Genomic DNA, 21,684 nt, shown 5'->3' with positions numbered 1-21,684 from the left:
GATTCAAACCAGCGCCATTTTTTAAGAAGAATGAGAGGAAAGTGTAAGTTTGGTACGTTACAAGAGAAGATATAATTCAGGATGTCCGACGATACTCGACATCATTGGACGTGTTGGTTCCAACTTCACTGTTAAATTCGAATCGTCGTGATTCATGTGAAACAATGAAGTAGATTAATTAAAAAAGAACCCAGATAGACTAGGTTCTTCTAGATAACAGTTATAACAGTAACGTGTCCGCATGACCTGGCAATTCCCAAGACTCCAACGGATAGAAGGTGAAGAAGTAATAATCGCCGGAACGGTGCCAGTCCTTCAGGATGAAATCATGTTCCTTGATCCGATCCAGGTTCAATTCAAGCTCTTTCAGGTTGTCGGCCTTTCGGACCTTGTTGAATCGAATCGAATAGGTGAACTGACGCCAGTGCCTTCGCACTGGTTGTTGCTCCCCTGTCTGGATGGAGCTCATCCGTTCTTTTTGTAGGACGAAGGCCAGATGATAGGCGAAGCTGCCTTTCAACTGTTCGATCTGTTCCCCATAGATGCTGACGATCTGTTGTTTCAACAGGTCGTCGTAAATCTCCTCACTGACCGTGACGATGACCTGGCTCTCGGCTAATGTCGTCGCATTTTTAATGGTCACCGAGGAGAACAGGCCTCGGATGAAGAAGTCCCCGTCCTCGTTGTGGCCTGCGACCCGATAATAACCGAGCTTCATGAGACGTTGCGTCGTCAAATCGTAGCTTTTCCCACTATCGTTCGCATACAGCTTCTTGACGAGCTGCGAGAGTGGGAAGATGATTTTCCGGCTAGTCTGGAACGTCATGTCCCGATACGCCAGAATCTCTGTGAAGGCCTCGAAGTCTTTCGAGTCAAGGTCCGGCACTTTCCCGTTCAATTCTTGGATGAATTCTTTGCTCACAAGGACCGAAAGGTGGTCGGGAATACCTTTCTTATATTTCGGGATCACCGTGTCATAGTTCTGAAGCTCGAGATTCAACTGCGACGCTTCATTCAGTTTCTCATCCAACAGGTCCGTCTGGTTCTTGATGCGGTCAGACATGCCGAAGAATGGGATATCGACGGCGAGCGTCGGAGAGTGGTGCGCCGTCGGTTGGTTGAGATCGACCTCTTTGGCGACCTCCCAAAGAATCATCAAAACGTCCGTCTTGAGTGAGGTCTTCTTCTGATTCACCGTCTTTTGGGACCAGTAAGGATACGTATGGATTAACAGATTCGGATTCTCAGCCCATTCTTTCAATTCTAGGATGCATTGTTGCATATAACCTTCGATGGTTTTCACGTGAAACTCTTTCAGGAAGGCTTCAGGGCCGACCAAATGATGATATGCGGTAATCATCTCGAACCGGGCACGCAATTCTTTCTTCGGGCCACGCCCCTCCTCATAGTTTCGGATGGAGGCCTGCACCCATCGTTTCTTTAGCTTGTTGAATGAATGATAACGTATCTTCTTATAAGAAGCTTCTAGATTTTCGAATTGATAGTGCTCTTGATAAAGTGTCGTGACGAATTCCTGGATATCAAAAATAGACACGCTGTGGAGAATCTCCTCCATACGATGCCTTTGAATAGCCGTGACCGCTTGAGAAATGATGAGTTGTTGCGAGCGGCCATTGGAGGTTGATTGAGTCTCCATATTGATCACCTCTTCTAAGGATAAATATAGCACAAATTAAGGCATATTTTTTTATCCAATTTAAATTATTTCAAATACCGTAGTTTTCATAAAAGTGTGCGCCGGCGCACACTTTTGGAATATAAATATTGTGGATAAGGCGATTTCTTATCCTTTCACTCTGTTTTCGACAATAAAAGAGAATAAAGATGCTTTGCAAATAACTAAGCATCATGATGTGTCAGCGCTCTTGAATTATTTTTTTTAGGATTATTTAAAACAATTTGATCGGTTTTAAATCAAAAGTGGGCTTAGCATGTGTTTGAGACATACCAATGTTTAGACTCTCTTTTTTTAGGATGTCCAAATTTGTTAGTTCATGATACATAAAAGCATTTAGAAAAGTGTGCGCCGGCGCACACTTTTGAAGAACGAAAACCAGAAAGAACTGAGGGTTGATATGCAGACGGGGTTAAAGAGGAACATTGATTAAAAACATTAAACTGAAAGTGTGCGCCGGCGCACACTTTTTTGGATTGTTCAATTATAATAACGTTTATAGTTTTTTGAAGAATCAACTCATGTTAAAAATCAACCCGATTCGACTGAACATCACGTCTATGCTGATAAAGTTTATTTTTGTATCTTAGAACGTTGTAATACTTTAAAAAATGAGAAGCTTAAGTATTATAAGCAGCACTTATGAAATATATAAAAAACCGTCAAAAGATAAAGAAACCATAGATTTATCTTTTGACGGGAAGTTTCAAAATACCTTATTCAGTTATATGTTTGTTAGTGAAGACTTTGTCCGTTATGAGCATTAGGACTTTCGTATAAATAGTTAATTACATTCCATTTTTCTTAAAATCATTATTCAAGCGTTGTTCTATCAAATCGTAAAACGCTATATTCTCTGATTCATTTAGAGTAGGAATGATTTTGGGGACAATGATTGCCTCGTTCGTTTCATAGTATAAAAAGAAGTGACCATCGTCTTCACCAACGACCTTAATTGAATCCCATGGCACATCAGTTTTTTTGATCCCACTTTTAAAAGAAGAGCTTACGTGAACCCCGGTTTCATCGAGCTGCAACGTCACATCCCGTGGCCATCTTGTATCATTTTTATACGCAGATTTGAGTTTGCGAAGCGTGACGAAATCGTAATACTTTCCGATGAACGGTCTCAATAGAATGACGGGGATAATGGCTAAACATACTACGATGAGTTTAAATATATTCTCCGAATTCAAATAGAGAGAATAAAAATAGAGAGACATCGGCAATATGATATGGAGAACAATAAAGCCGAACAAGAAGACCATCATGGCGAGTGCGATGGTTGTAATATTGTATCTAGCTTTATGATGCTCGGTCCTCTTTAAAGAGTCTTTCTGTAAGGCCATAAAGTCTTCAAACGTCAATTGATATTTTGTATCCATCCTACAGCTCCTCTTCTTCCATATAAATAAAATTTACTTACATAATGCTAACCTAGGTCAACCGTAACAGATTATTTACGTTATTTTCCAGCGATATGACTTTAATCATATTTTGTATAAAGAGTGTACATATCTTTATTTGTTAAAGAATGTGGGCACTATCAGGTAGGTATACAGTGACAAATACTTATTATCATTTCAAATAAAGCAGTTTTTGAAGTTCAGAAAAGAGCTTAGTTTGATTTATGAAATAAGCTCTGTTTCATGGGGACAGTCTAATGAAAAGTGCCTCGATTTCTATGCGGCGATCAGCTGGCCTCTGCATTGTTACGGGATCATCTTTTTTAAGTTCCATTGTTTGCCTTCGCTGTTGTAATAGTCGATATAGGCGTTAACCATTAAACGAACCTCGGTGAGGTCCAGTGCCGATCGCTGGTCGACAAGGTCCTTCAGGTGCTTGTAATGAGACTAGATCGGTGCGTTGTCGAGACCGTTCCTACGACGTGCCATAGACTGGAACAACCCCAGCCCGCGAATCTGCGATTGATAGGCCGGATAAGTATAGTGAAACCCTTAGTCCGAATGGTCATCGCATCAGGATGTAAGTTCCTGTGATGGTTCTCTTCCAGATTCTTCATCGTCTGAAAGACGATGTCTATGTGAAGGCTCGTCGACATATGGTGCGCCACGTCCTTCACATAAGAGAGATAGACGTTCTGCTACTTTCGTGTCGGGAGATAGGCGATGTCCGTCACGAAAACCTTGCCCGGCCTGGCTCGTTTTGGTCGAACTGACGGTTCAGACGATTTTGAAGTTTTTAAATGTTCAATCCTCAAACCCCTCCGTAAAAGTTTCAAGTCCAACTTTTACGGAGGGGTTTAGTAGAAAGTGCTTTTATTTATACGGTTTGAAAGGCAAGTCAATTTTTATTCATCGTTTAAGTTTCACGCCATTTATATTATCAGTTGTAATAAGCTATGGATTTCTTGCTGTCCGCATCAACTTAAATTCGAGCTTCAAATAAATTACTTGCTAATAGTTAAAGAATCAACTTAAGAATTGTCCGTGTCTATTGTTTGCGGCGATTATGTCAGAGGATAAGTATTGATTGAGCAGGTCCCGAAGCTTTTGTTTCTCAGCCTTACTTATTCTAGCATCGCTAATAGGGACGATTACTCCCTCTTTAGATTCAAGATAGTATAAAAACAGACGAGTTTTGTCGTTACCCAATCTTTCAATAGATTTCCAACTAACCTTAGTGATTTTTTTAATTTGATTATTGATTGAGTGGATTTCTATTCCAGTTTCTTGAAAGTGCAAAATTAAATCTCGTGGAAAGCTATTGTCTTTTTTTAAAACGAACCTATAAATTAAGAGCCTCACAAAATCGGAAATTTTGCTTATAGCCGGCATCATCAATACAATAAATAAAACACCTCCAAATGCTCCCAGGATAGGAAGTATGTCATAAAATGAACTTGTCGAAGAAGTCGGTTTAAATAGAAGTGAAGCAAGGAATAACCCAATCCAATATACAATGAAAATTGTTGCGATGATTAAGGTGGTCTTTTTTTGTCGACGAGACCTTGTTTTATTTAAATAATCCTTTTGTAGTGCGATAATGTCTTCATAAGTCAATTGGTAGTTAATAATCATTAAGATTCTCCTATTTTCATGTCATTATTTTTATAATCACTTATGATTAATTTTTTCTGAAATCTAATACAATGTACTAAGTCTAAATACGTTTTGTTATTTACATTTGATGCATTAGGATTCCGTTATATTCTGAAGAAAAGTTCTCCTCACTAGATATAAAATTATATCTTATTTGAAAGTAACATAGTTCTGTTCTTTTCATAAACAACTTACCTTCATATAAAAATCCATAACATACATTTTAAGTTCGTTTCACTACCATCCCAGCGGCTCCTTAAGTCCAAGTACCTCTATAATCTGGTGAAGATAATTATTGAAAGGTATTTAAAAAACAAACCCCATGAAAGCTAGAATTTCATGGAGTGTTGATCTTTTGAGTTTATTTAAATAATATTTGGCAATCCCAAGGGGCACACACATATAATTAATTATAATTTTATATTTTTGTATGAAATTGAATAATAAAGATAATTATCTCGAAGATAGATTTAATCACTATTATTTTGGAACTCATAATTTAAATGTTGCTTAAGTAGCTTTCGGAGTATTTCTTGTTTTTCTTTACCTAATAAATTATAACTTGTAGGTATAATAACTGCTTCGGTTTCTTCATAATACAAAAAAAGATGATTTCTGTCTTGACCGATTGTTTTAACCGAGTCCCAGATTACTTTAGTGGTTGTATCCGAATTCTCGCGAGAATATGTTAAATCGATACCGACTTCATGTATATTCAAGGTTATATCATGTGGCCAACGTTTATCGTTTCTAAGCATGAATCTTAGTTTTGCAATTGTAGCAAAAGCATAAAACTTTTTAACATAACACATCATTACCAAGGCAAGTAGGATTCCTATAAATATCGGGAGAAGTTGGTACAATTTAAACGACATTAAGTACGATGATTGAGGCAAAACAAGAATAGAGAGCACAATTCCAAATAAAAATACCATTACCGTTAGCAATATAAACAGAATACTAGATTTTATTCGATGAAATTTTGTTCTTTTTAAAGAATCTTTTTGTAAAGCCATATAATCTTCATATGACATTTGATACTTTACGATCATCCATTTGTTCCTCTTTTCTACTTAGCATTTAATTACTTTTTAAGTATGTGGAAATTATTCTATTTTCAAAAATGGGTGGTTTAAAGCAAGAATAAAAAAGTTATTCTCTATGCCTACTCTTTTTATAAAAAAATATAAGAGTAGAAAGATATTCAGTTTCTAGTAAATGTTCACCTTAGGTTAACAGTAATAAATTAAATTTCCAAATAAACCACATTAAACGATAAAAAATATTAAATTATTTAAATGGTAATTTATTGTTTGAAATATCCTGAATTTGATTTAACGATTGCAAGTAACCATTCGTCGTATTAATTGAATTATGACCGACCAGTTGCATGACCCCGATCAATGGGCTGCCATTGGCCAAGAGTTTCGTGATATAGGCGCGACGGAACCAATGGGGTGGTGTCTTTTCCTCGGTCTCCACATGCTCGACCGCGTTGTGCGTCATCAGTCGAAGAGCTTCATAGGTCATCGCCTTGCCTGACTTCTTCGTGCTGAAGGCGATATAAGGAGAGGTGATCTCCTCGATCATCATGAGCGTTTGCAGTCGGTTGATGAGGTGACTCGCCTTCTCGGTGAGCGGGATCCGGCGCCACTTGTCACGCTTGCCTTTCACCTCGAGGTAGAAGGTGTGCTGGTTGCGTTTCACGTCGGTGAATTGGACTGAGAGCAGCTCGGCCGCCCGCATTCCGGTCGTCAGCAACAAATATCCGATTGTCTCGTTCCGGAGCTCCATGAGCTCCTTTTTTTGTGCTCGCTTGACGGTATAGCGGAACGACTCGGCGATCCGCTCGATTTCGGCAAAGTCGACCTCACGTCGGAGCAACTCAGGGCGCTGCTGGTTCTTCACGTGGAAGGCTAGATTATGTAGATGATATTGGTTGACGTGGAGGTAGGTCAGGAGACGTTTGAGCATATGGTTCTTCCGTTGCGCCGTGCGTGGGGCATACTGTTCGTTCACCTCGAATAGGTAGCGATGGATGTCGAGAACGGTCAGGTTTTTTAACCCGTCTGTCTTCGTCATAACAAAATTAAGGATGAACTCAAGGTCCAATTTATATGCGCGTCGCGTGTGTGGGCTCTTGTCCGCATAGATAGGGAACAGTTCTGTCGCCCAGAACAATTCGATGATTTCGATGTCAGTCAACGTTTTTAGATCGATATGGTCCTTCCTTAATGCCTCGGCCAATTTTGGATTCGCACCGGTCAGTTCTCGCAACGCTACTTCGAACGCCTGCTGCTTCTCGATTTCCATGCTTCTCCCTCTTTTCCTTCTGTTTTTTTTGGAAACAATGTCCAATTTATTGAAAAGCAACGTGTTTTCTGTGTATTACACACGTAATATATAATAAAATACGAATGTTATAAGCTTTTATATTCGAAATGATGATGTATTACTTACATGTATCTTTATTATAATTAAATCCATTAACTTGTGATAATCTTATATTATCACAAGTTAATATCGAACCAAAAAAATACTTGTTATAAAAAAATGAAAAGGGAAAGGACATTCTATAAAAAGATAGAATAAGATTATTTAAGGTGATAAATGTATTAAAAAGTAATTAACATTATAAAAAGTGGGGAATTATGATTATGAATAAGCTAACTAATATTGTTTTTTTGACAGACATTGTAAAGCTTCCGAAAGATACGCTAAAAGAAATATGTACAGATTTTGACATTGATGATAATGGTCATGCTCATGAACTTGCTACATCAGTTTGGAATCACATTCAACAACACGGAGAGCAAATCAATGCGTTGGAACGATCAAAGAAAAGATTATTAGCAGGAAAAACTTCTGTAACGTGGTATCGTCTAGAACGGGGAACTGAATTCAAAGACATTAAAAATAAAATTATTCAGAATACAAATTTTAATTTATTTCAAGAAACTCGAATTCCTTCAATTGAAAGTCTAACGACTGATCCAGTGATTGTTGCAGGAGCAGAAGGTGATGTTGAAACGCAGTATTATTTAAGATTCATGTACAAAAGTGGCGTTAGTCGAGAATATCACTTAACGGAAATGAAGACTTCACCTAGAAGTGAGATTACTACAGTATTTATAGACGAATCGACTGGTCTTATTGAAGTTAGATCGGATGCCCGTAAATCAGATAAAGTGGCTAAGTCTCTTGCAAAATTAGTTGATAGTGAAGTGATATTAGAACAAGTTGTGGCACCTTACGGGACCAACATTGAAGAGATTGCCACTCAGTTAAATGGAGAGCTTATTGATGTGGTTTCAAAACCGGAATTTGTAGTAGAAGACCTTTCTCCTGCACAAGGTAGTGCTGTTGTAAAAATTCTTAATTCTCTAGATAGTTATTTGAAATCAAATGACATCTCAGAACTTGAAAACGATCTTATGGAAGCTAATGAAGTATTTGACGAGCAACTTCTTACTGTACCTTTCGCGGCGTTGATTTTGAACGGTTTAGAAAAGGTAGGATTTGGCGGGGAGCGCGAACTCCGTGGATTGTCTTTATACGATTCCTTAAATCCCTACCTTCAACACCAAGGAGGATTTATTAGATTTAAATATCCTGAAGAAGGCGTTGAAAAAGAATATACTATTAGATTAGGAATAAAGAGTAAGAGTATTTATTTCGCCACTTCTGCGACAGAAGATGTTATTGACTTTGTAAGAAGAAATGTTATAATTTCTTGAAGTTTAAATAATACTATTTTTGAACGAAAGGGGAAGGGAAATGTCATATCCTTGGCAAGAGAAGTATTTGGTCAACGAATATGTTGATACAATTGCACGTAGTCCAATTATTCGTTTTTATCCTACAGCTGTTGCTAAGTATGCAAAAACTTCCCCTAGTCGTACATTTAAATACTTAATTGAGATGGCCGAAGAAGGAAGATTAAATTTACTTTGGGAACTTCGTTGTCCAAACTACGAGTGTTTGCGAACTATTCAAATTAGCAAAAATGCAAGTGACTTTCCCGTTGAATTTACATGTAGAACATGCGGGGAGTTTTATGAAGTGGATGAAAGCATGTATTTTCCAGCTTTTGAAGTTAACTCAGAATATAAAAAATTTATAAGAGAATCCTCTGCAACTAGTACTAAAAAAAAAACTCTCAGTCTGTCCCTTTCATGAATCCAGGAGTAGCTTCCTCTTGGTCGTCTAGTTTATTATCTGAATTGGATAATGGACAAATAAATTTTTTGAAGAAACATTCTCCATCTGTTGTATTTATTAAAATCGATCAAATTTTACATCATTCGGGAAAGGGCGCCGTTCATATGAATAATAGAGAAATCAAAGGAAGTTTCAATAATTCATCTTTAAATGGGAATTTTAACGTTCAGTCAGATAATAATCATAACGAATTCAATGGTAATATTGATTCTGAAAAAATTGAATTAGCTTTTAGTGATTTGCTAGAGAATATTCAAAAAATCCCAGATGAAGATGAGCGTGATCAGGCTGAAACTAATTTAGAGTCTCTTAGACAAGCTGTAGATAACCATGACTCAGAAAAAACTAGCAAATTACTTCGATTATTGGGTAAAACTTTAGGGAACGTTGCCTCTTTAGCTACTATTGCCTCTGCTTTAGGTATTCCTTCTCCATTTTAATAACTTAGCTATATAACTATTTAAATTAGTTTTAATAAAGTCTCAGACTTTAGTTGTAAACAAGTGGTGCCTATTTATTGCGAAACATCTTATAAGACTTGGATCTTCATATCCAAGTCTTATAAGATGTTTTTTTATAAGGTGATATATGATTAGATTTAAGAAAATTAAATTAACATATCAATTCTCGACTTGAAACTTCCAAAAATAAATGTTGATTGAACTTTTGGTTTAGATATTAAAGTGATTCTTGAAAGCTTATTGGAATTTATTGCTATCAAAAAAAGTATTAATCGTAATATCTAATCCATTACAAAACTTTTGGATTGTACTGACTTTAGGATGTTTTGTACGCCCACTCATCAATTCTGAAATTGTCGCCTGATTCAATCCACCCTTTTGAATCACTTGATGAATCGTCATGTTGCGCTCTGCTGCGAGCTCTTTCATTCGCTCGATGATTGCCTCGTTCAATTCCACTTTCTCACCCCACGATCAAAGTACTCTCTTCATCTTTATTCTTTACGAACTCTTCTATTCCTCTACCCTACCACAATCTCTTGAAATCAAAATACTTGTCATTATTTTCTATACTCAAAGCGTTATTTTTTTACAGTTGTGCTACAAAACCAAAAATATTGAGTTACTGTTACCGATAAACCCTCATGTAGAGCGGATTCGACAAGAATCGTCAATTGTAAAATTTCTGACATATCAGAAAACTGATGATTTTTAGACTTAATCCTGCTATATTGGAACCAACAAAAGGAAACATCTGTTTGGTCGCCGCTCTGGTTTACAGAAAGGGGAAGGCTCATGTATCGATTCGGGGAGTGGTTGAAGGAGAACCGCCGGCTCTCGGGCTGGTCACAGGTCGAACTATCAGAGAAAACGCTCGGAGAAATCTCACAGCCCGCCATCAGTCAGTACGAACAGAATCGCTCGGTACCGTCGATCGCGGACATCGATCATCTGGCTCGCGCGTTCGGGCATACGCTCGCGACGGTCCCGTGGGACGCCATCGACTTCGGCTACGGAGCGAAGCGGTCCAGCACCAAGCTCGAACGACGCCGGTTCGACCTGAAGGAACTGCCGCAGGCCGACTCGGTCCGGACGTTCGACGGGAAGACGTATGAGCTACATGGCTTCATCGGCATCGAGAAAGGAAGCGGCGAGGCGGTCCAGTTGACGCAACTCTATTACCGGATCCGGACCGTCGTCTGTGACGCCCACGTGCTCGCCAAACGCAAGAACCCGGATGACGAGCTCATCCACGTCAAGAAGCGAAAAAACGTTCGACAGTAACCGACATCGACGCAGCAGCACATCCTTAAGGATGGTCTCCTCCAATCACATATCGGCGTGTCTCTCATCAGTGACCGGGTGAGCGGGATCTACGCACAGATGGTTCGGCGAGAGTCACCTAAAACTCGCCACAAGGTCACAGAATCGTTCCGGGTCATCGAAAAACCCTGTACAGCTCCTTATCACAACGAGGAGCGGAGTTTGTGGGGAAACGGCTAAAAACCCATCGCATCGAATCCGACTGTCCTTAATGATGTGCTGCTGCACATCACGAGATCAAGGGAAGGAAGTGTGTACTGTGGCATCAAAAGAGCAGAAACAGCACCGTAGCTTCGCCGAGAAACTCTTACGCATCCGTGGGAAGGACTACGAGGAGTGGCTCGACGAGCAACATCAACAGGTCATCCAAGACAACCAGGAGCTCATTTTGGAGGCGCTCGAGGCGAAGCTCAGCTTCAAGTCACCAGCGCACCAGGACTAAGGAGGGAACGACATGGGACTCAATGAGACAGGGCTCAGTTTGCTTCAGTTCTTCCAGGGACTCGCTGTCATCGCCGCCGCCATCGCTTTCGCCATCGGAGGCTTCTACTTCATCTTCGGTGGGGATCGCGGCCGCTCGAAAGCCGTCGGCTGGCTCGTCGGGGGCGCCGTTGGCCTGATCATCGTCATGGGCGCGTTCACGCTCGCCGAGATGGTCGACCAGAACATCAAATTCTAATGCACACGCACGCAGCGTTCCAATCGGAAGGCTTTTTTTGTTGCTTGAAACGAGAGGAGGAACGAGATGCTGTTTGTACGATTCACCGACGTACCGGACACACGGATCCAGAACTATGAGCGGCTCCCCTTCGCCGAGGCGGTCGTCGCGACCCATGATCTGCATCAGGCACGGAGCGAGGAAGGGACGAGCTGTTCCGGTGACTTCCGGCTCTTCGACCAGAAAGACGAACTGCTCTATCGGGGGACGTTCACGTTCGGAACCGAAGGAACCTATCCGAATCTGTACCATCAGGTCAAGGACCGGGTACAACGGATCCGGACAAAGAAGGAGGATAACGCGAAGAAACTATGGCTCCTCGACGAGATTGAGGCCGAGACATCGGATAACTATAAGCGCCAGTCTGTTAAACCAATCACAACCGTCTCGTCGACCTATCAGTCACGGCTGACCCGACTGCAGCGCCGCCTCATCTACGGGGCGGCCGCGGCTGGAATTCTCTTCACATCGTTGTTCACTGCTACCCAATGGTTCATTGACAAGGAGGCACACGCCGAACAGATGACCGGTGTCGAACAGACGTGGCTGGATGCTTACGAACAGGCGCTCCAAGGCGAGGAATCCTCACTCATCCAACTGTTGGAGCGAAAAGACCGGTCCGAGGAAGAGAACGCTCTATTGGTCGACCTTTATCTCGAAGAGGGCGCAGACCAGAAAGCGCTCGAGCTCACAGATGACCCCATCCTGATCGAGACGAAGCTGGCCGGACTCAATCTATCCGATAAAGAGAAATTGGAACGGCTCCAGGACTTCCAAGTGTCACATCCTACCGATGAGGGCGCGTTCGATATCGCAGTACTGGAGCGGAACCATGAGATTGTGGCCAAGACGAAAGACGTGGAGTGGACCGCGCCCCGCGTCTCGGCGAAAGTGAATGCCTATCTCTATCTAGGAGATATTGAGTCCTCGAATGAATGGGCGTCCAAGACGAACGACCCTAACGTACAAGAAAAGATCGACGCGTACCAAGATATTACGGCCACGATCGACGGACTGAACGAGAAACTGAAAAAAACCTCTGGTAAAGACACCTCGGCCCGTGAGAAGATTCAAGCCGCTATCGTTGCTGAAGAAGTTGAGTTGCAAACGATTCTTTATTCAGATTAAGGTAGGTGAAATAATTGAGAACTCGGTCTCTGTCACCACGATTCCCGATACGTCTGATTTTCCTCGCCTTGTTCTGCCTGTTGGTAGTGCCGGCCGGGTTTTTTTATCTCTTGAACGGTGTCTACAACATCATTCGACAAATCATGACCCCGATAGTAACAGACGGGCTTTTGGCCGGAGCGACGATTCCGACGCTCTCACCCTCCTTGTTCTTGGAGGTGAGTCTTCCCTCTTCGACCGTCTTGATCGGACTGATGGCGTTCAGTCTGTTCATCGGACTGGTCGTGTTCGGCAAGGTATGGCTGAACTTCCGGGATCTGCGGAAAGATCAGAAAGGGAGCGCCCGCTTCACGTCGTTCGATGAACTGAAGCAACAGTACCACCGCGTCCCGGACCGGAAGAAACGGTATGAAGGATCAGGTGGTGTCCCCGTCGGACGGGTCAAGAACGAGCTGTTCATCGATAATTCGCCCGTCAACAACCTCGTCATCGGGACGACCCGATCCGGTAAAGGCGAGACATTCGTCTTCTCGACGATCGACCTGTACAGCCGAGCAAGTAACCAGGCGAGCCTGATCATCAACGATCCGAAAGGCGAGCTCTTCGCCGCCTCGAAGGAGACGCTCGAGCAACGCGGCTATCAGGTCGAGGTGCTGAATCTGATGAACCCGCTCCAATCGATGTCATACAACCTGTTGCAGCTGACGATTGACGCGTTTTTAGAAGAGAACTACTCGCTCGCCCAACAGTATGCGCGCTCGGTCGCCTTCATGTTGTACCATGACCCGAAGGCACGGGATCCGTTCTGGGCCAACTCGTCGATCGACCTGTGCACGGCGCTCATCCTCGGGCTCTGTGAGGAAGCAAAGGACACACCTGAGAAAATCAACATGTACAACGTCGCCCTCATGCTCTCGGACCTCGGCTCCCGGACGGTCGTGACGCGACAAGGGCAGGAGATCTCGGCACTCGACGAGTTCTTTCAGCGCTTCCCGGAGAACCACCCGGCCCGGCTCCAGTTCGCGACGCTCCACTTCTCTGGTGGTCAGACACGGGCGAGTATCCTGGCCAATACGAACGCGAAGCTCGGTATCTTCACGTTGAACGGGACCGGGAAGCTGACGTCGATGAACTCGCTCGACATGCGACGCATCGGATTCAACCGTTGGATCAGTGGACGCGCGGAGCCACTGACACGACTCACGTTCAAATTTCCCGACGGAACGAATCATGCGCTCACGACGGACGACGATGGCAGCTTCATCGTGTACCATACGTCGCCACTCCAAATTGGAGACGCAGTTCAAATCTCGACCGACTCAAGCACTGCGACAATCCAGCTGGAAGCGCATAACGAGGAGAGCGGTCGCTTCCGCTACTCCATCGACGGGACGATACTGATCCGTGAGGTGATGCACCTGCTCCGTCCTGTGGCGGTGTTCCTCATCGTCCCGGACTATGACCCGACATTCAACGTCATCGCCTCCCTCTATATCAAGCAGGTATACACGGCGCTCGCCCGTGTCGCCTCGCAGACGAAACAAGGTAAATGCGAGCGTCAGGTCGTCTTCCTTCTCGATGAGTTCGGCAACATGCCGCCGATCGAGGGCATGGCCAATATCATCACGGTCTGTCTCGGTCGGAACATGCGCTTCAATCTCGTGATCCAAGCCTATTCCCAACTCGAGAACTTGTATGGTGAAGACTGGAAGACGATCGATGGCAACTGCGGGAACACGCACTATCTACTGACCGCGGACGAATCGACCGCCGAACTGATCTCGAAGAAGCTCGGTGAGGCGACCATCGTCACGAAATCGCGGTCCGGACAGACGTTCTCGCTCAAAAAATCGAAGACGGAGAACGTGGACGGCCGCCGGCTCATGACAGCGACCGAGGTCATGGGGCTAAAGGAAGGCGAGATGCTCATCATCCGTGTTATCAAGCGCCAGGACACGAAGAAACGACGCATCCAGTCGTATCCGATCTTCCTGAGCGGCAAGACCGCGATGAAGTATCGCTACGAATACCTGGCGGACGACTTTGACACGGACCGCTCCCTGCATGACATCGACATCCCCTGTCGTCACGCCGGTCTCGACTTCGAACAGATCCGTATCCGTTTCACGAAAAAAGAAGACGAGACGGAAGCGAACACGCCATCGAATCAGGAAGAAAAACCGTTGACGGTACGGGACGTGCTACAGGACAGCATCCTGCGCTCGATGTTCGAGGGGCATGACATCGGAGGAATTTCCCTCCCTGAGTTCGAGACGAACCTGAACTTAGGAGTTTACGACGTCACTGACAGCCAGAAGAGCTTTTTGAGCACGATGATCGCGAAGCGACTCGAGAAACTGAAGCAAGGCACACCGTAGAGAGGAGGCCGAACCCATGGCCGAGAGTGCGAGAGAGAAGCGAATCCAGAACGAACTGCGTGTCGTCGCGAGGATCATCGAGACGCAACGCGTCCGCCTCGAACGGGGCGATGTTCTCAACATTCAGACGACTGACGGCTTTCTGACCGTCTATCAGGACGACACCTCAGACACCCCAAAAACTGTTACACTAATAGATAAGTTCGACTTCCGCGTCAACCTGAAAATCGCGGATCTACTAAAGGGGAAAATCGTCTGACGGAGGGGTAAACGTTATGAGGAAACTACTTGCGGGTACTTTAGGAATCAGCTTGTTTTTACTTGGAGCTTGCTCAAATTCCAATGAGTCTTTGGTTCAACGTGATATTGAACACGTTGAGAAGGTCATGACAGCCGAAAAGGATGATTATTTGCTGATTGTAAAAGAAGAAGATGGTGAATTCGAAGAGTTCGTTGAATTCGTAAAAGAGGTAGCGAACGAAGAGAGCCAACAAGTCGCGCTCTATAATACGTTTCAGCCAGATAGCGAGACACTAGTCGATCGTGGTAACTTTGAATACACTGACGAACTAAAAGGTGCCGTTCTATACTCCATTCAAGATGGAAACGTCACAGATGAAATCAATGTTGGAATGTTAACAGCGGACAATTACGAACAACAGTTAGCGGACTTCTTTGCTAGGACTCAGTAGATTGGGGGTCTTTCAATGGCTGATTCCGATTTAATCACCAAATTACAGGAATACGAAGACGTACTCCAAATAAGTAGTATGGTAAATGACGCACTACGCTCAATGGGATGGATTCTTGTCAGAGGACTATCAGTCTTGATTGACGGCCTTGAATCAATCACGGATCAAATCCTATTAACCAATACATTCTTCAATAATGACCAAGTGGTTGAATTCGTTCTTACGATTCAACCTTTTTTGTATGTTCTTTTAGCAGGAAGCTTCTTGTTCACTGGGTACTTGTTGATTTTCCAAAAGAAATTTGAACGTGAGAGTTTTTTGATCAACCTGTTCATCACACTATTGATCTTAGGTTTACTTTCACCAACTATGAGCCGAATTCAGGAGTTCTCTGATGAAGCAATCGCAGAAATCGGAGCAGATTCGCTTTACGACGGAGAAGCATCATTATCTGAGAGTATCTTAAAGCGGAATGTACATGATTTGATTGAGCACGATTCGAAAAATTTTGATGCTGCTACAGGCGAATCATTAAATGCCATTCCAACTGAGTTGATTGATAATATCCGAATCAATGAGATTTTCGACAAGAACAACTATGACTTATCGGCAACCGGAAACAAATTGGCCGAGTCCTATATTCTATGGAACGGAAAAGAGACAAGTCTCGGTAAACTCGACCAAGGTGGCGTCGAGTGGAACAACCAGTATTACTACCGCTATCAGCCGAACTGGTTGACCATCTTCGTCACGCTCGGGATCATGGGCTTCACGCTGTTCTCGATCGCCTACAAACTGGCGCGTCTCTCGTTCGAGCTCGCCTTCAACTATGTCTTGGCAATCCTCGTCGCACCGGCCGACCTTCACAGTGGTCAAAAAACGAAGAAGGTCATCCAAAGCATTTTGAACACGTTCCTCGTGATCATCCTGATCTTTGTCTCCATCAAGTTGTACACGATCGGGACCGCCTATCTCGCGGAGACGTTGGACGGGTTCGCCTATCTGATCGCCCTCATCGCCTTCTCGGTCGCTTTGATCGACGGGCCGAACATGGTCGAGCGACTGTTCGGGATCGATGCCGGACTCAAGCGGGGCTGGGGTGTCGCGCTCGGCGCCTATGCCGCCGGGAAAGGCGTGACCTCGGCCGGTGCCCACGCGGTCTCGAAGGTCGCGCGTGCCACACAAGGCGCACCGAAGATGCCATCGCTCCATGAGGCCGCGACGGCTCGGATGGACCTAAATGCCATGACGCATAACGGTTCACCGCTTAGTGCAGCGGGCCAAGCTTCACAGAGAGCGGATGCCGAGAGCCAAACCGATCCAGATGGTGTTGCTCAGACGAATCAAACCGCAAGTCACACTCAACCTGACCAAGAAAAATCGACAAATCAAAAGGACGTTGCGCAACCAAACAACGGTCAAGAATCCGAGTTGGAGGCGCAAGGTTCTCCACACGTGAACGAAGCATCGGGCCGCACATCTCCCGAATCGATTCATGCGACGAATCCTGAATCGAATACAGAAAGTAGACCCGATCATCAAACAACGTCACCGGAGAGGCAAAGACCGGAATCACTTCACGATCATTCAAGCTCTGGTCCTTCTTCAAGCCCTGCTTCATCGACTCTCGAACCGGTCACTGGATCCATCGATACCACATCCGGATCAGACAATCGTCACGATGAATCGATAGCCAGAAACGACGCGACGTCACCGAAACCTCATGAGGCGCCACATTCAAGCGGCTCATCCCCGTCTTCGTCATCTGCGACGGATTCGAGTGATTCGGCAACAGAGAAAAATCAAGGACGCGCCCGACGGACCATCCATCAGGACACCGTGCTCGACGTCGAGAACGAGGTCATCGAACAGGTGCGCGAGAACCAGACGCACCGTCATAGCCAGCATCATGAAGAAACGCGACGGATCTATCCGACCTCGCCACCGCGACCTGATAACACTAAGAAGAAGGAGTGATGACCCATGCGCAAATACCGGATCCCGAACGAGGTCACGACCGAACTGAAGATCAACAAGATGCTCTATCTGCACGACTTTCTGTTCCTCGTCGGGCTCATCGTGCTCCGGCTCGTGACGCTCCCATTCATCCCGTCGGTGCTGCACATCCCGTTCACGGTATTTCTCGTCGTCTTCGGCCTGTTCATGGTACTGCGACCAGCGACGAACCCACAGAAACGGATGGTCCACGCCCTCTACTACGCGCTCATCAAACGGAAAGACACCTATCTCGCACTCGACGCGCACACGAAAGGACGTGATTGAGATGGCTTTTATCGAGGAGTCGCTACAAGAACCCAGACGCACAGGCACCTGGCTCGACGAACAGGACGTGGTCGAGAAACGGAAGGTCAAAGACAAGGTCGTCGTCAAACCGACGGTCGCCGAACTGATGCCGGTCGTCGACATCACCGGGACTGAGGCGTTCGAGATGCGAGACGGGACCTATCTCGACATGGTCCAGCTCACTTCGAAGGACATCTACTCCTTGAACGAGGAGGAAAAAGACCATGACGTGTTCTCGCTCGCCTATCTCCTGCAGGCGTACACGCACCCGCTCAAGATCGTGCCACTGAACACACCGCTCAGTCTCGAACGGCAGAAGATCAGCATCGAACGACAGATTCGACAAAATCAGACACCGGCCTACCTGCCCTTCTTACTCAAAAAGAAGCAGGAGCTCGAATACCTCGAGGAGCATCGCACCAATCGCGATTATCTCCTCTTTTTTTATGCCGATGACGAGCGGACGTTACGCGAACGAAAGACGCATCTCTCTAAACTGCTTCGCCGTTCGAACCCGATGCACGAGCTGACGCTCGATCAGAAGGTGCATGTGCTCTATCAATTGAACAACCCGAACACGAAACCGCAACTCGACGCCTGAAGAAAGGAGTGACGCATATGTGGCAGCGCCTGCGTGACAAGTTATCCAAACAACAGGACCCGGAGACCGTCAAGATCGAGAAAGGCTACAATCCCGACGTCATCGCCAAGATCCAACCGCAGGGCGGCATTCGGTTTGAGGCCAACTTCGTCCGGCTCGGTGACGGTTACCTGTCCTGTCTCCATGTCTATAAATATCAGTCGCTCGTCTATGACTACTGGCTCGAACCCATCCTGAACATGCCGGGCGTTTTGACGACGCTCGACATCGGGACGGCCGACAAGCGTGAGATCATCCAGACCATCAACAAGTCGATGGCCGAACAGAACACGCGCTTCGAGAACGCGAAGGACAACATCGACCGTATCGACGCCCGGGAGACGTATAAGGAGCTGAACGAGCTCTACGAACAGATCACCCAGGGCGAGACGATGAAATATCTGCACCTGCGCCTCTATGTGAAGGCAAAAACGCTCGACGCGCTTGAGGTGAAAGTGCAGGAAGTGATGGAGGAGCTCGAGGCCCGGAATTTCCGTTCGACGATTTTCCTGAACGAACAGGAATGGGAGTGGCAGAGCCTGTTCACGAGCTATGATCAGCAACAAAAACTCCCGAACCGGCGCCGCGGGAAAGAGATCCCGTCCCTCTCCATTGCCGGCGGCTATCCGTTCCATTTCACGTCGCTCCAGGACGCGACCGGCACGTATTACGGGACGACCGACACGAACGGCAGCGTCATCTTCGACCTGTTCCACAAGGACAAACAGCGCAAGTTCTATAACGCGCTCATGATCGGCAAGATGGGGTCCGGTAAGTCGACACTCCTCAAGAAGACGGTGCTCGACCAGGCGATCAAGGGCAACAAGATCCGGATTCTCGACGTCACGGGCGAGTTCTCGGACCTCGTGCGTCAGCTCGGCGGGAAAGAGATCGCGCTCGACGGGTCGGCCGGTCTCATCAACCCGCTCCATGTCTATAAGACGGTGACGAACAATGACGGGAGCGCCAACGAGGCACTCTCGTTCATGCAGCATTTGTCGAAGATGGCCGTGTTCTATCACTACATCAATCCGGCGGCGACACAGGAAGAGACGAACGAGTTCGAGATCCTGCTTCGGGATTTGTACGTCCGGCACGGGCTCTGGGATGAACAGGGCGAACTGCCGATCACGACGCACCCGGCGAACCGGTACCCGACGTTCTCCGACTTCTTGCATCTCGTACGTCGCGAGCTCTATACGGACGACACACGCACCTCGATCAAGGACGCAATCAGTCCGAACCGGGTCCGACGACTCGAGAATATCGAGCTCGCCGTCACGAACCTCGTCCATAACTACGGCAACATCTTCGACGGACACTCCTCGATCGACCGGTTCGACGAGGAGCTCATCGTCTCGTTCCCGCTCCGAAACCTGACGAGCCTGCGCGACGAGGTGTTCCAGGCGCAGGTGTTCTCCTTGATGAACATGCTGTGGGACGGGATGATCGCCAACGGCTCGAGTCAACTGAAGGCCTATAACCAAGGCGTGCTCCGGACCGAGGAGGCGTGCAAGTATCTCATCGTCATCGACGAGGCGCACCACTTGATCAACACACGCGATATCGCCCAGCCGGCCATCCTGTATCTGCAACGCTGCATGCGTGAGGCACGCAAGTATTTCGGCGGTATCTTCTTCGTGTCGCACCTGATCACCGACTTCGTGCCGGCCGGATCGAAGTCTGAGAACGCGGAGAACGTCAAGTCGCTCTTCCAGCTCACGCAATACAAGATCATCGGCGAACAAGACGCGGAGAGCATCCCGATCATCCAGACGGTGTTTGATGGCCAGCTCTCGAACTCCGAGATGCGCATCATCCCCTCGCTCGAGACGGGTCGAGTCGTCCTCAGCATCTCCGGCGTGCAGAACCTCATCTTTGACGTCGATGTCGCGCCAGAAGAACTCGCTCTGTTCGGTGGAGGTGCCTGATGTGGGCGGCCGCGAAACGGACAGCCCGCTTCGCCGTCATGGCGAAATGGCAGCTCGCGACGTTCAAGTGGCGACTCATCCTGCTCGGCATCGCGGCACTCGTGTTGTTCTTGGTCATCCTTATCATCGGAATCCTCGACACGCTCACGGGTGTCCAGAATGAACAACCGACCGACGTCACGTTCGACACGGCCGGCGGTCTTCAGGTGAGTGACCAGGTACTCCAATATCGTGGTCTCGTCGAATCGGAATTGACGAAGCACGGACTGGTCGAACAGACGAATCTCGTGCTCGCGCTCATGATGCAGGAGAGTGGCGGACGCGGGAACGATCCGATGCAGGCGAGCGAGTCGAAGTGTGGGCGGATCGGTTGCATCACCTCCCCTGAGGAGAGCATCGTCTACGGCGTCGAGCATTTCGCCTCCGTCTTCGAGCGGGCGAACCGGGACGTGCAGCTCACGTTACAGAGCTACAACTTCGGCGGCGGCTTTATCGATTATGTCCAGGAGAACGGCGGACGCTATTCGAAAGAACTCGCCATCTCGTTCTCCCAGATGATGTATCAGCGCGTGAAACACACCGGCATCTATCGCTGTCATCGTCCGATTGCGGTCCAGCACGGCGCCTGTTACGGCGACATCGAGTATGTCGACGCGGTGTTGAAATATCTCGCGCCTGTCGCCGTCGCCGACGGGGTCATCACGAAAGAGCTGTTGTCGGGGTTACGTTCCCCACTTGCCATTCCGCTCAACGTGACATCGCGTTTCGGCTGGCGCGTCGTCTTCGGACAACGGGACAACCACACCGGAATCGACTTCAGTTGCACCCCGTCTGACACAATCCATGCAGTCAAGAGTGGCACCGTCATCTATAGCGGGAACCGCGGACCGTACGGCAATCTCGTCCAAGTCCGGCACGACAACTACATCACGGCGTACGCGCACCTGAGTCGTCTCGGCGTTCAGACCGGGCAAAAAATCGAGGCCGAACAGGCGCTCGGGTACTGTGGCACGACCGGACGATCGAGCGGGAACCATCTGCATTTCGAGATCAAGACGAGCGAATGGTCCGGTCATATCGACCCCGCCCCGGTCTTCGGTTTTTGAGTCATGTATGTATGGAAAGGAGGA

The 21,684-nt window shown here is 46.5% G+C and carries 21 protein-coding genes; 15 read left to right on the top strand and 6 right to left on the bottom strand.

The genetic code is table 11. The features are described from left to right. Positions 1–220 precede the first annotated feature (220 nt). The 5 genes from EVJ32_RS12755 to EVJ32_RS12735 all read right to left on the bottom strand — a co-directional run bounded on the left by EVJ32_RS12755 (position 221) and on the right by EVJ32_RS12735 (position 7,071). Positions 221–1,657 (bottom strand): hypothetical protein, encoded by a 1,437-nt coding sequence (locus EVJ32_RS12755; protein ID WP_131458672.1) that lies wholly within the window; start codon positions 1,655–1,657, stop codon positions 221–223. An 827-nt stretch (positions 1,658–2,484) separates the two neighbouring features. Next, on the bottom strand, positions 2,485–3,081 hold the full coding sequence (locus EVJ32_RS12750) for a YcxB family protein (RefSeq protein WP_131458671.1): 597 nt from the start codon (positions 3,079–3,081) through the stop codon (positions 2,485–2,487). A 1,047-nt stretch (positions 3,082–4,128) separates the two neighbouring features. Next, the gene (locus EVJ32_RS12745) at positions 4,129–4,737 is read right to left on the bottom strand and encodes a hypothetical protein (protein WP_131458670.1); all 609 of its coding nucleotides are present in this window, start codon (positions 4,735–4,737) and stop codon (positions 4,129–4,131) included. Positions 4,738–5,228: 491 nt separating this feature from the next. Next, positions 5,229–5,810, bottom strand: coding sequence for a YcxB family protein (locus EVJ32_RS12740; RefSeq protein WP_131458669.1), 582 nt, complete (start codon positions 5,808–5,810; stop codon positions 5,229–5,231). Between the two features lie 238 nt (positions 5,811–6,048). Then, entirely contained in the window at positions 6,049–7,071 is a 1,023-nt protein-coding gene (locus EVJ32_RS12735; RefSeq protein ID WP_131458668.1) for a tyrosine-type recombinase/integrase, read from the bottom strand. A 344-nt stretch (positions 7,072–7,415) separates the two neighbouring features. On the opposite strand from EVJ32_RS12735, the gene EVJ32_RS12730 reads away from it, so the two are divergent. The 3 genes from EVJ32_RS12730 (at position 7,416) to EVJ32_RS12720 (ending at position 9,419) form a co-directional block, all read left to right on the top strand. After that, positions 7,416–8,495, top strand: coding sequence for a hypothetical protein (locus tag EVJ32_RS12730; RefSeq protein WP_131458667.1), 1,080 nt, complete (start codon positions 7,416–7,418; stop codon positions 8,493–8,495). 40 nt (positions 8,496–8,535) lie between these two features. Next, entirely contained in the window at positions 8,536–8,937 is a 402-nt protein-coding gene (locus EVJ32_RS12725; RefSeq protein ID WP_131458666.1) for a hypothetical protein, read from the top strand. Positions 8,938–9,083: 146 nt separating this feature from the next. After that, the gene (locus EVJ32_RS12720; RefSeq protein WP_131458665.1) at positions 9,084–9,419 is read left to right on the top strand and encodes a hypothetical protein; all 336 of its coding nucleotides are present in this window, start codon (positions 9,084–9,086) and stop codon (positions 9,417–9,419) included. Between the two features lie 258 nt (positions 9,420–9,677). Here the strand turns inward: EVJ32_RS12720 and EVJ32_RS12715 are convergent, their stop codons facing one another. Continuing rightward, entirely contained in the window at positions 9,678–9,899 is a 222-nt protein-coding gene (locus tag EVJ32_RS12715; protein WP_131458664.1) for a helix-turn-helix domain-containing protein, read from the bottom strand. Positions 9,900–10,235: 336 nt separating this feature from the next. Between EVJ32_RS12715 and EVJ32_RS12710 the strand changes: the two genes are divergently transcribed. The 12 genes from EVJ32_RS12710 (at position 10,236) to EVJ32_RS12655 (ending at position 21,660) form a co-directional block, all read left to right on the top strand. Next, positions 10,236–10,724 carry a helix-turn-helix domain-containing protein gene (locus EVJ32_RS12710; protein WP_131458663.1) on the top strand — a complete coding sequence of 163 codons (489 nt, stop codon included), beginning with the start codon at positions 10,236–10,238 and terminating at the stop codon, positions 10,722–10,724. A gap of 298 nt (positions 10,725–11,022) precedes the next feature. After that, positions 11,023–11,205: a hypothetical protein gene (locus EVJ32_RS12705; protein ID WP_131458662.1), complete on the top strand. Its 183-nt coding sequence runs from the start codon at positions 11,023–11,025 to the stop codon at positions 11,203–11,205. A 12-nt stretch (positions 11,206–11,217) separates the two neighbouring features. Further along, positions 11,218–11,442 (top strand): hypothetical protein, encoded by a 225-nt coding sequence (locus EVJ32_RS12700; RefSeq protein WP_012390467.1) that lies wholly within the window; start codon positions 11,218–11,220, stop codon positions 11,440–11,442. Between the two features lie 66 nt (positions 11,443–11,508). Continuing rightward, positions 11,509–12,609, top strand: coding sequence for a hypothetical protein (locus EVJ32_RS12695; protein WP_131458661.1), 1,101 nt, complete (start codon positions 11,509–11,511; stop codon positions 12,607–12,609). Positions 12,610–12,623: 14 nt separating this feature from the next. After that, positions 12,624–14,987 (top strand): VirD4-like conjugal transfer protein, CD1115 family, encoded by a 2,364-nt coding sequence (locus tag EVJ32_RS12690; protein ID WP_131458660.1) that lies wholly within the window; start codon positions 12,624–12,626, stop codon positions 14,985–14,987. Between the two features lie 16 nt (positions 14,988–15,003). Continuing rightward, complete coding sequence (locus EVJ32_RS12685) at positions 15,004–15,246, top strand: hypothetical protein (RefSeq protein WP_024127790.1); 243 nt, start codon at positions 15,004–15,006, stop codon at positions 15,244–15,246. 16 nt (positions 15,247–15,262) lie between these two features. Next, on the top strand, positions 15,263–15,679 hold the full coding sequence (locus EVJ32_RS12680) for a hypothetical protein (protein ID WP_131458659.1): 417 nt from the start codon (positions 15,263–15,265) through the stop codon (positions 15,677–15,679). Between the two features lie 15 nt (positions 15,680–15,694). Beyond that, positions 15,695–17,656 carry a pLS20_p028 family conjugation system transmembrane protein gene (locus EVJ32_RS12675; protein WP_370251059.1) on the top strand — a complete coding sequence of 654 codons (1,962 nt, stop codon included), beginning with the start codon at positions 15,695–15,697 and terminating at the stop codon, positions 17,654–17,656. A gap of 6 nt (positions 17,657–17,662) precedes the next feature. Then, positions 17,663–17,962, top strand: coding sequence for a DUF5592 family protein (locus EVJ32_RS12670; protein WP_029336108.1), 300 nt, complete (start codon positions 17,663–17,665; stop codon positions 17,960–17,962). Position 17,963: 1 nt separating this feature from the next. Next, complete coding sequence (locus EVJ32_RS12665) at positions 17,964–18,584, top strand: hypothetical protein (protein ID WP_131458657.1); 621 nt, start codon at positions 17,964–17,966, stop codon at positions 18,582–18,584. A 17-nt stretch (positions 18,585–18,601) separates the two neighbouring features. After that, positions 18,602–20,554 carry a VirB4 family type IV secretion system protein gene (locus EVJ32_RS12660; RefSeq protein ID WP_201739083.1) on the top strand — a complete coding sequence of 651 codons (1,953 nt, stop codon included), beginning with the start codon at positions 18,602–18,604 and terminating at the stop codon, positions 20,552–20,554. Further along, positions 20,554–21,660 carry a lysozyme family protein gene (locus EVJ32_RS12655; protein WP_131458656.1) on the top strand — a complete coding sequence of 369 codons (1,107 nt, stop codon included), beginning with the start codon at positions 20,554–20,556 and terminating at the stop codon, positions 21,658–21,660. The genes EVJ32_RS12660 and EVJ32_RS12655 overlap by 1 nt, the downstream gene beginning before the upstream one ends. Positions 21,661–21,684 lie beyond the last annotated feature (24 nt).

Source organism: Exiguobacterium sp. SH5S4 (assembly GCF_004337045.1).
Classification (GTDB): domain Bacteria; phylum Bacillota; class Bacilli; order Exiguobacteriales; family Exiguobacteriaceae; genus Exiguobacterium; species Exiguobacterium aurantiacum_A.
Note: the sequence above shows the minus strand (reverse complement) of the source record. Positions and strands in the feature narration are given on the sequence as shown.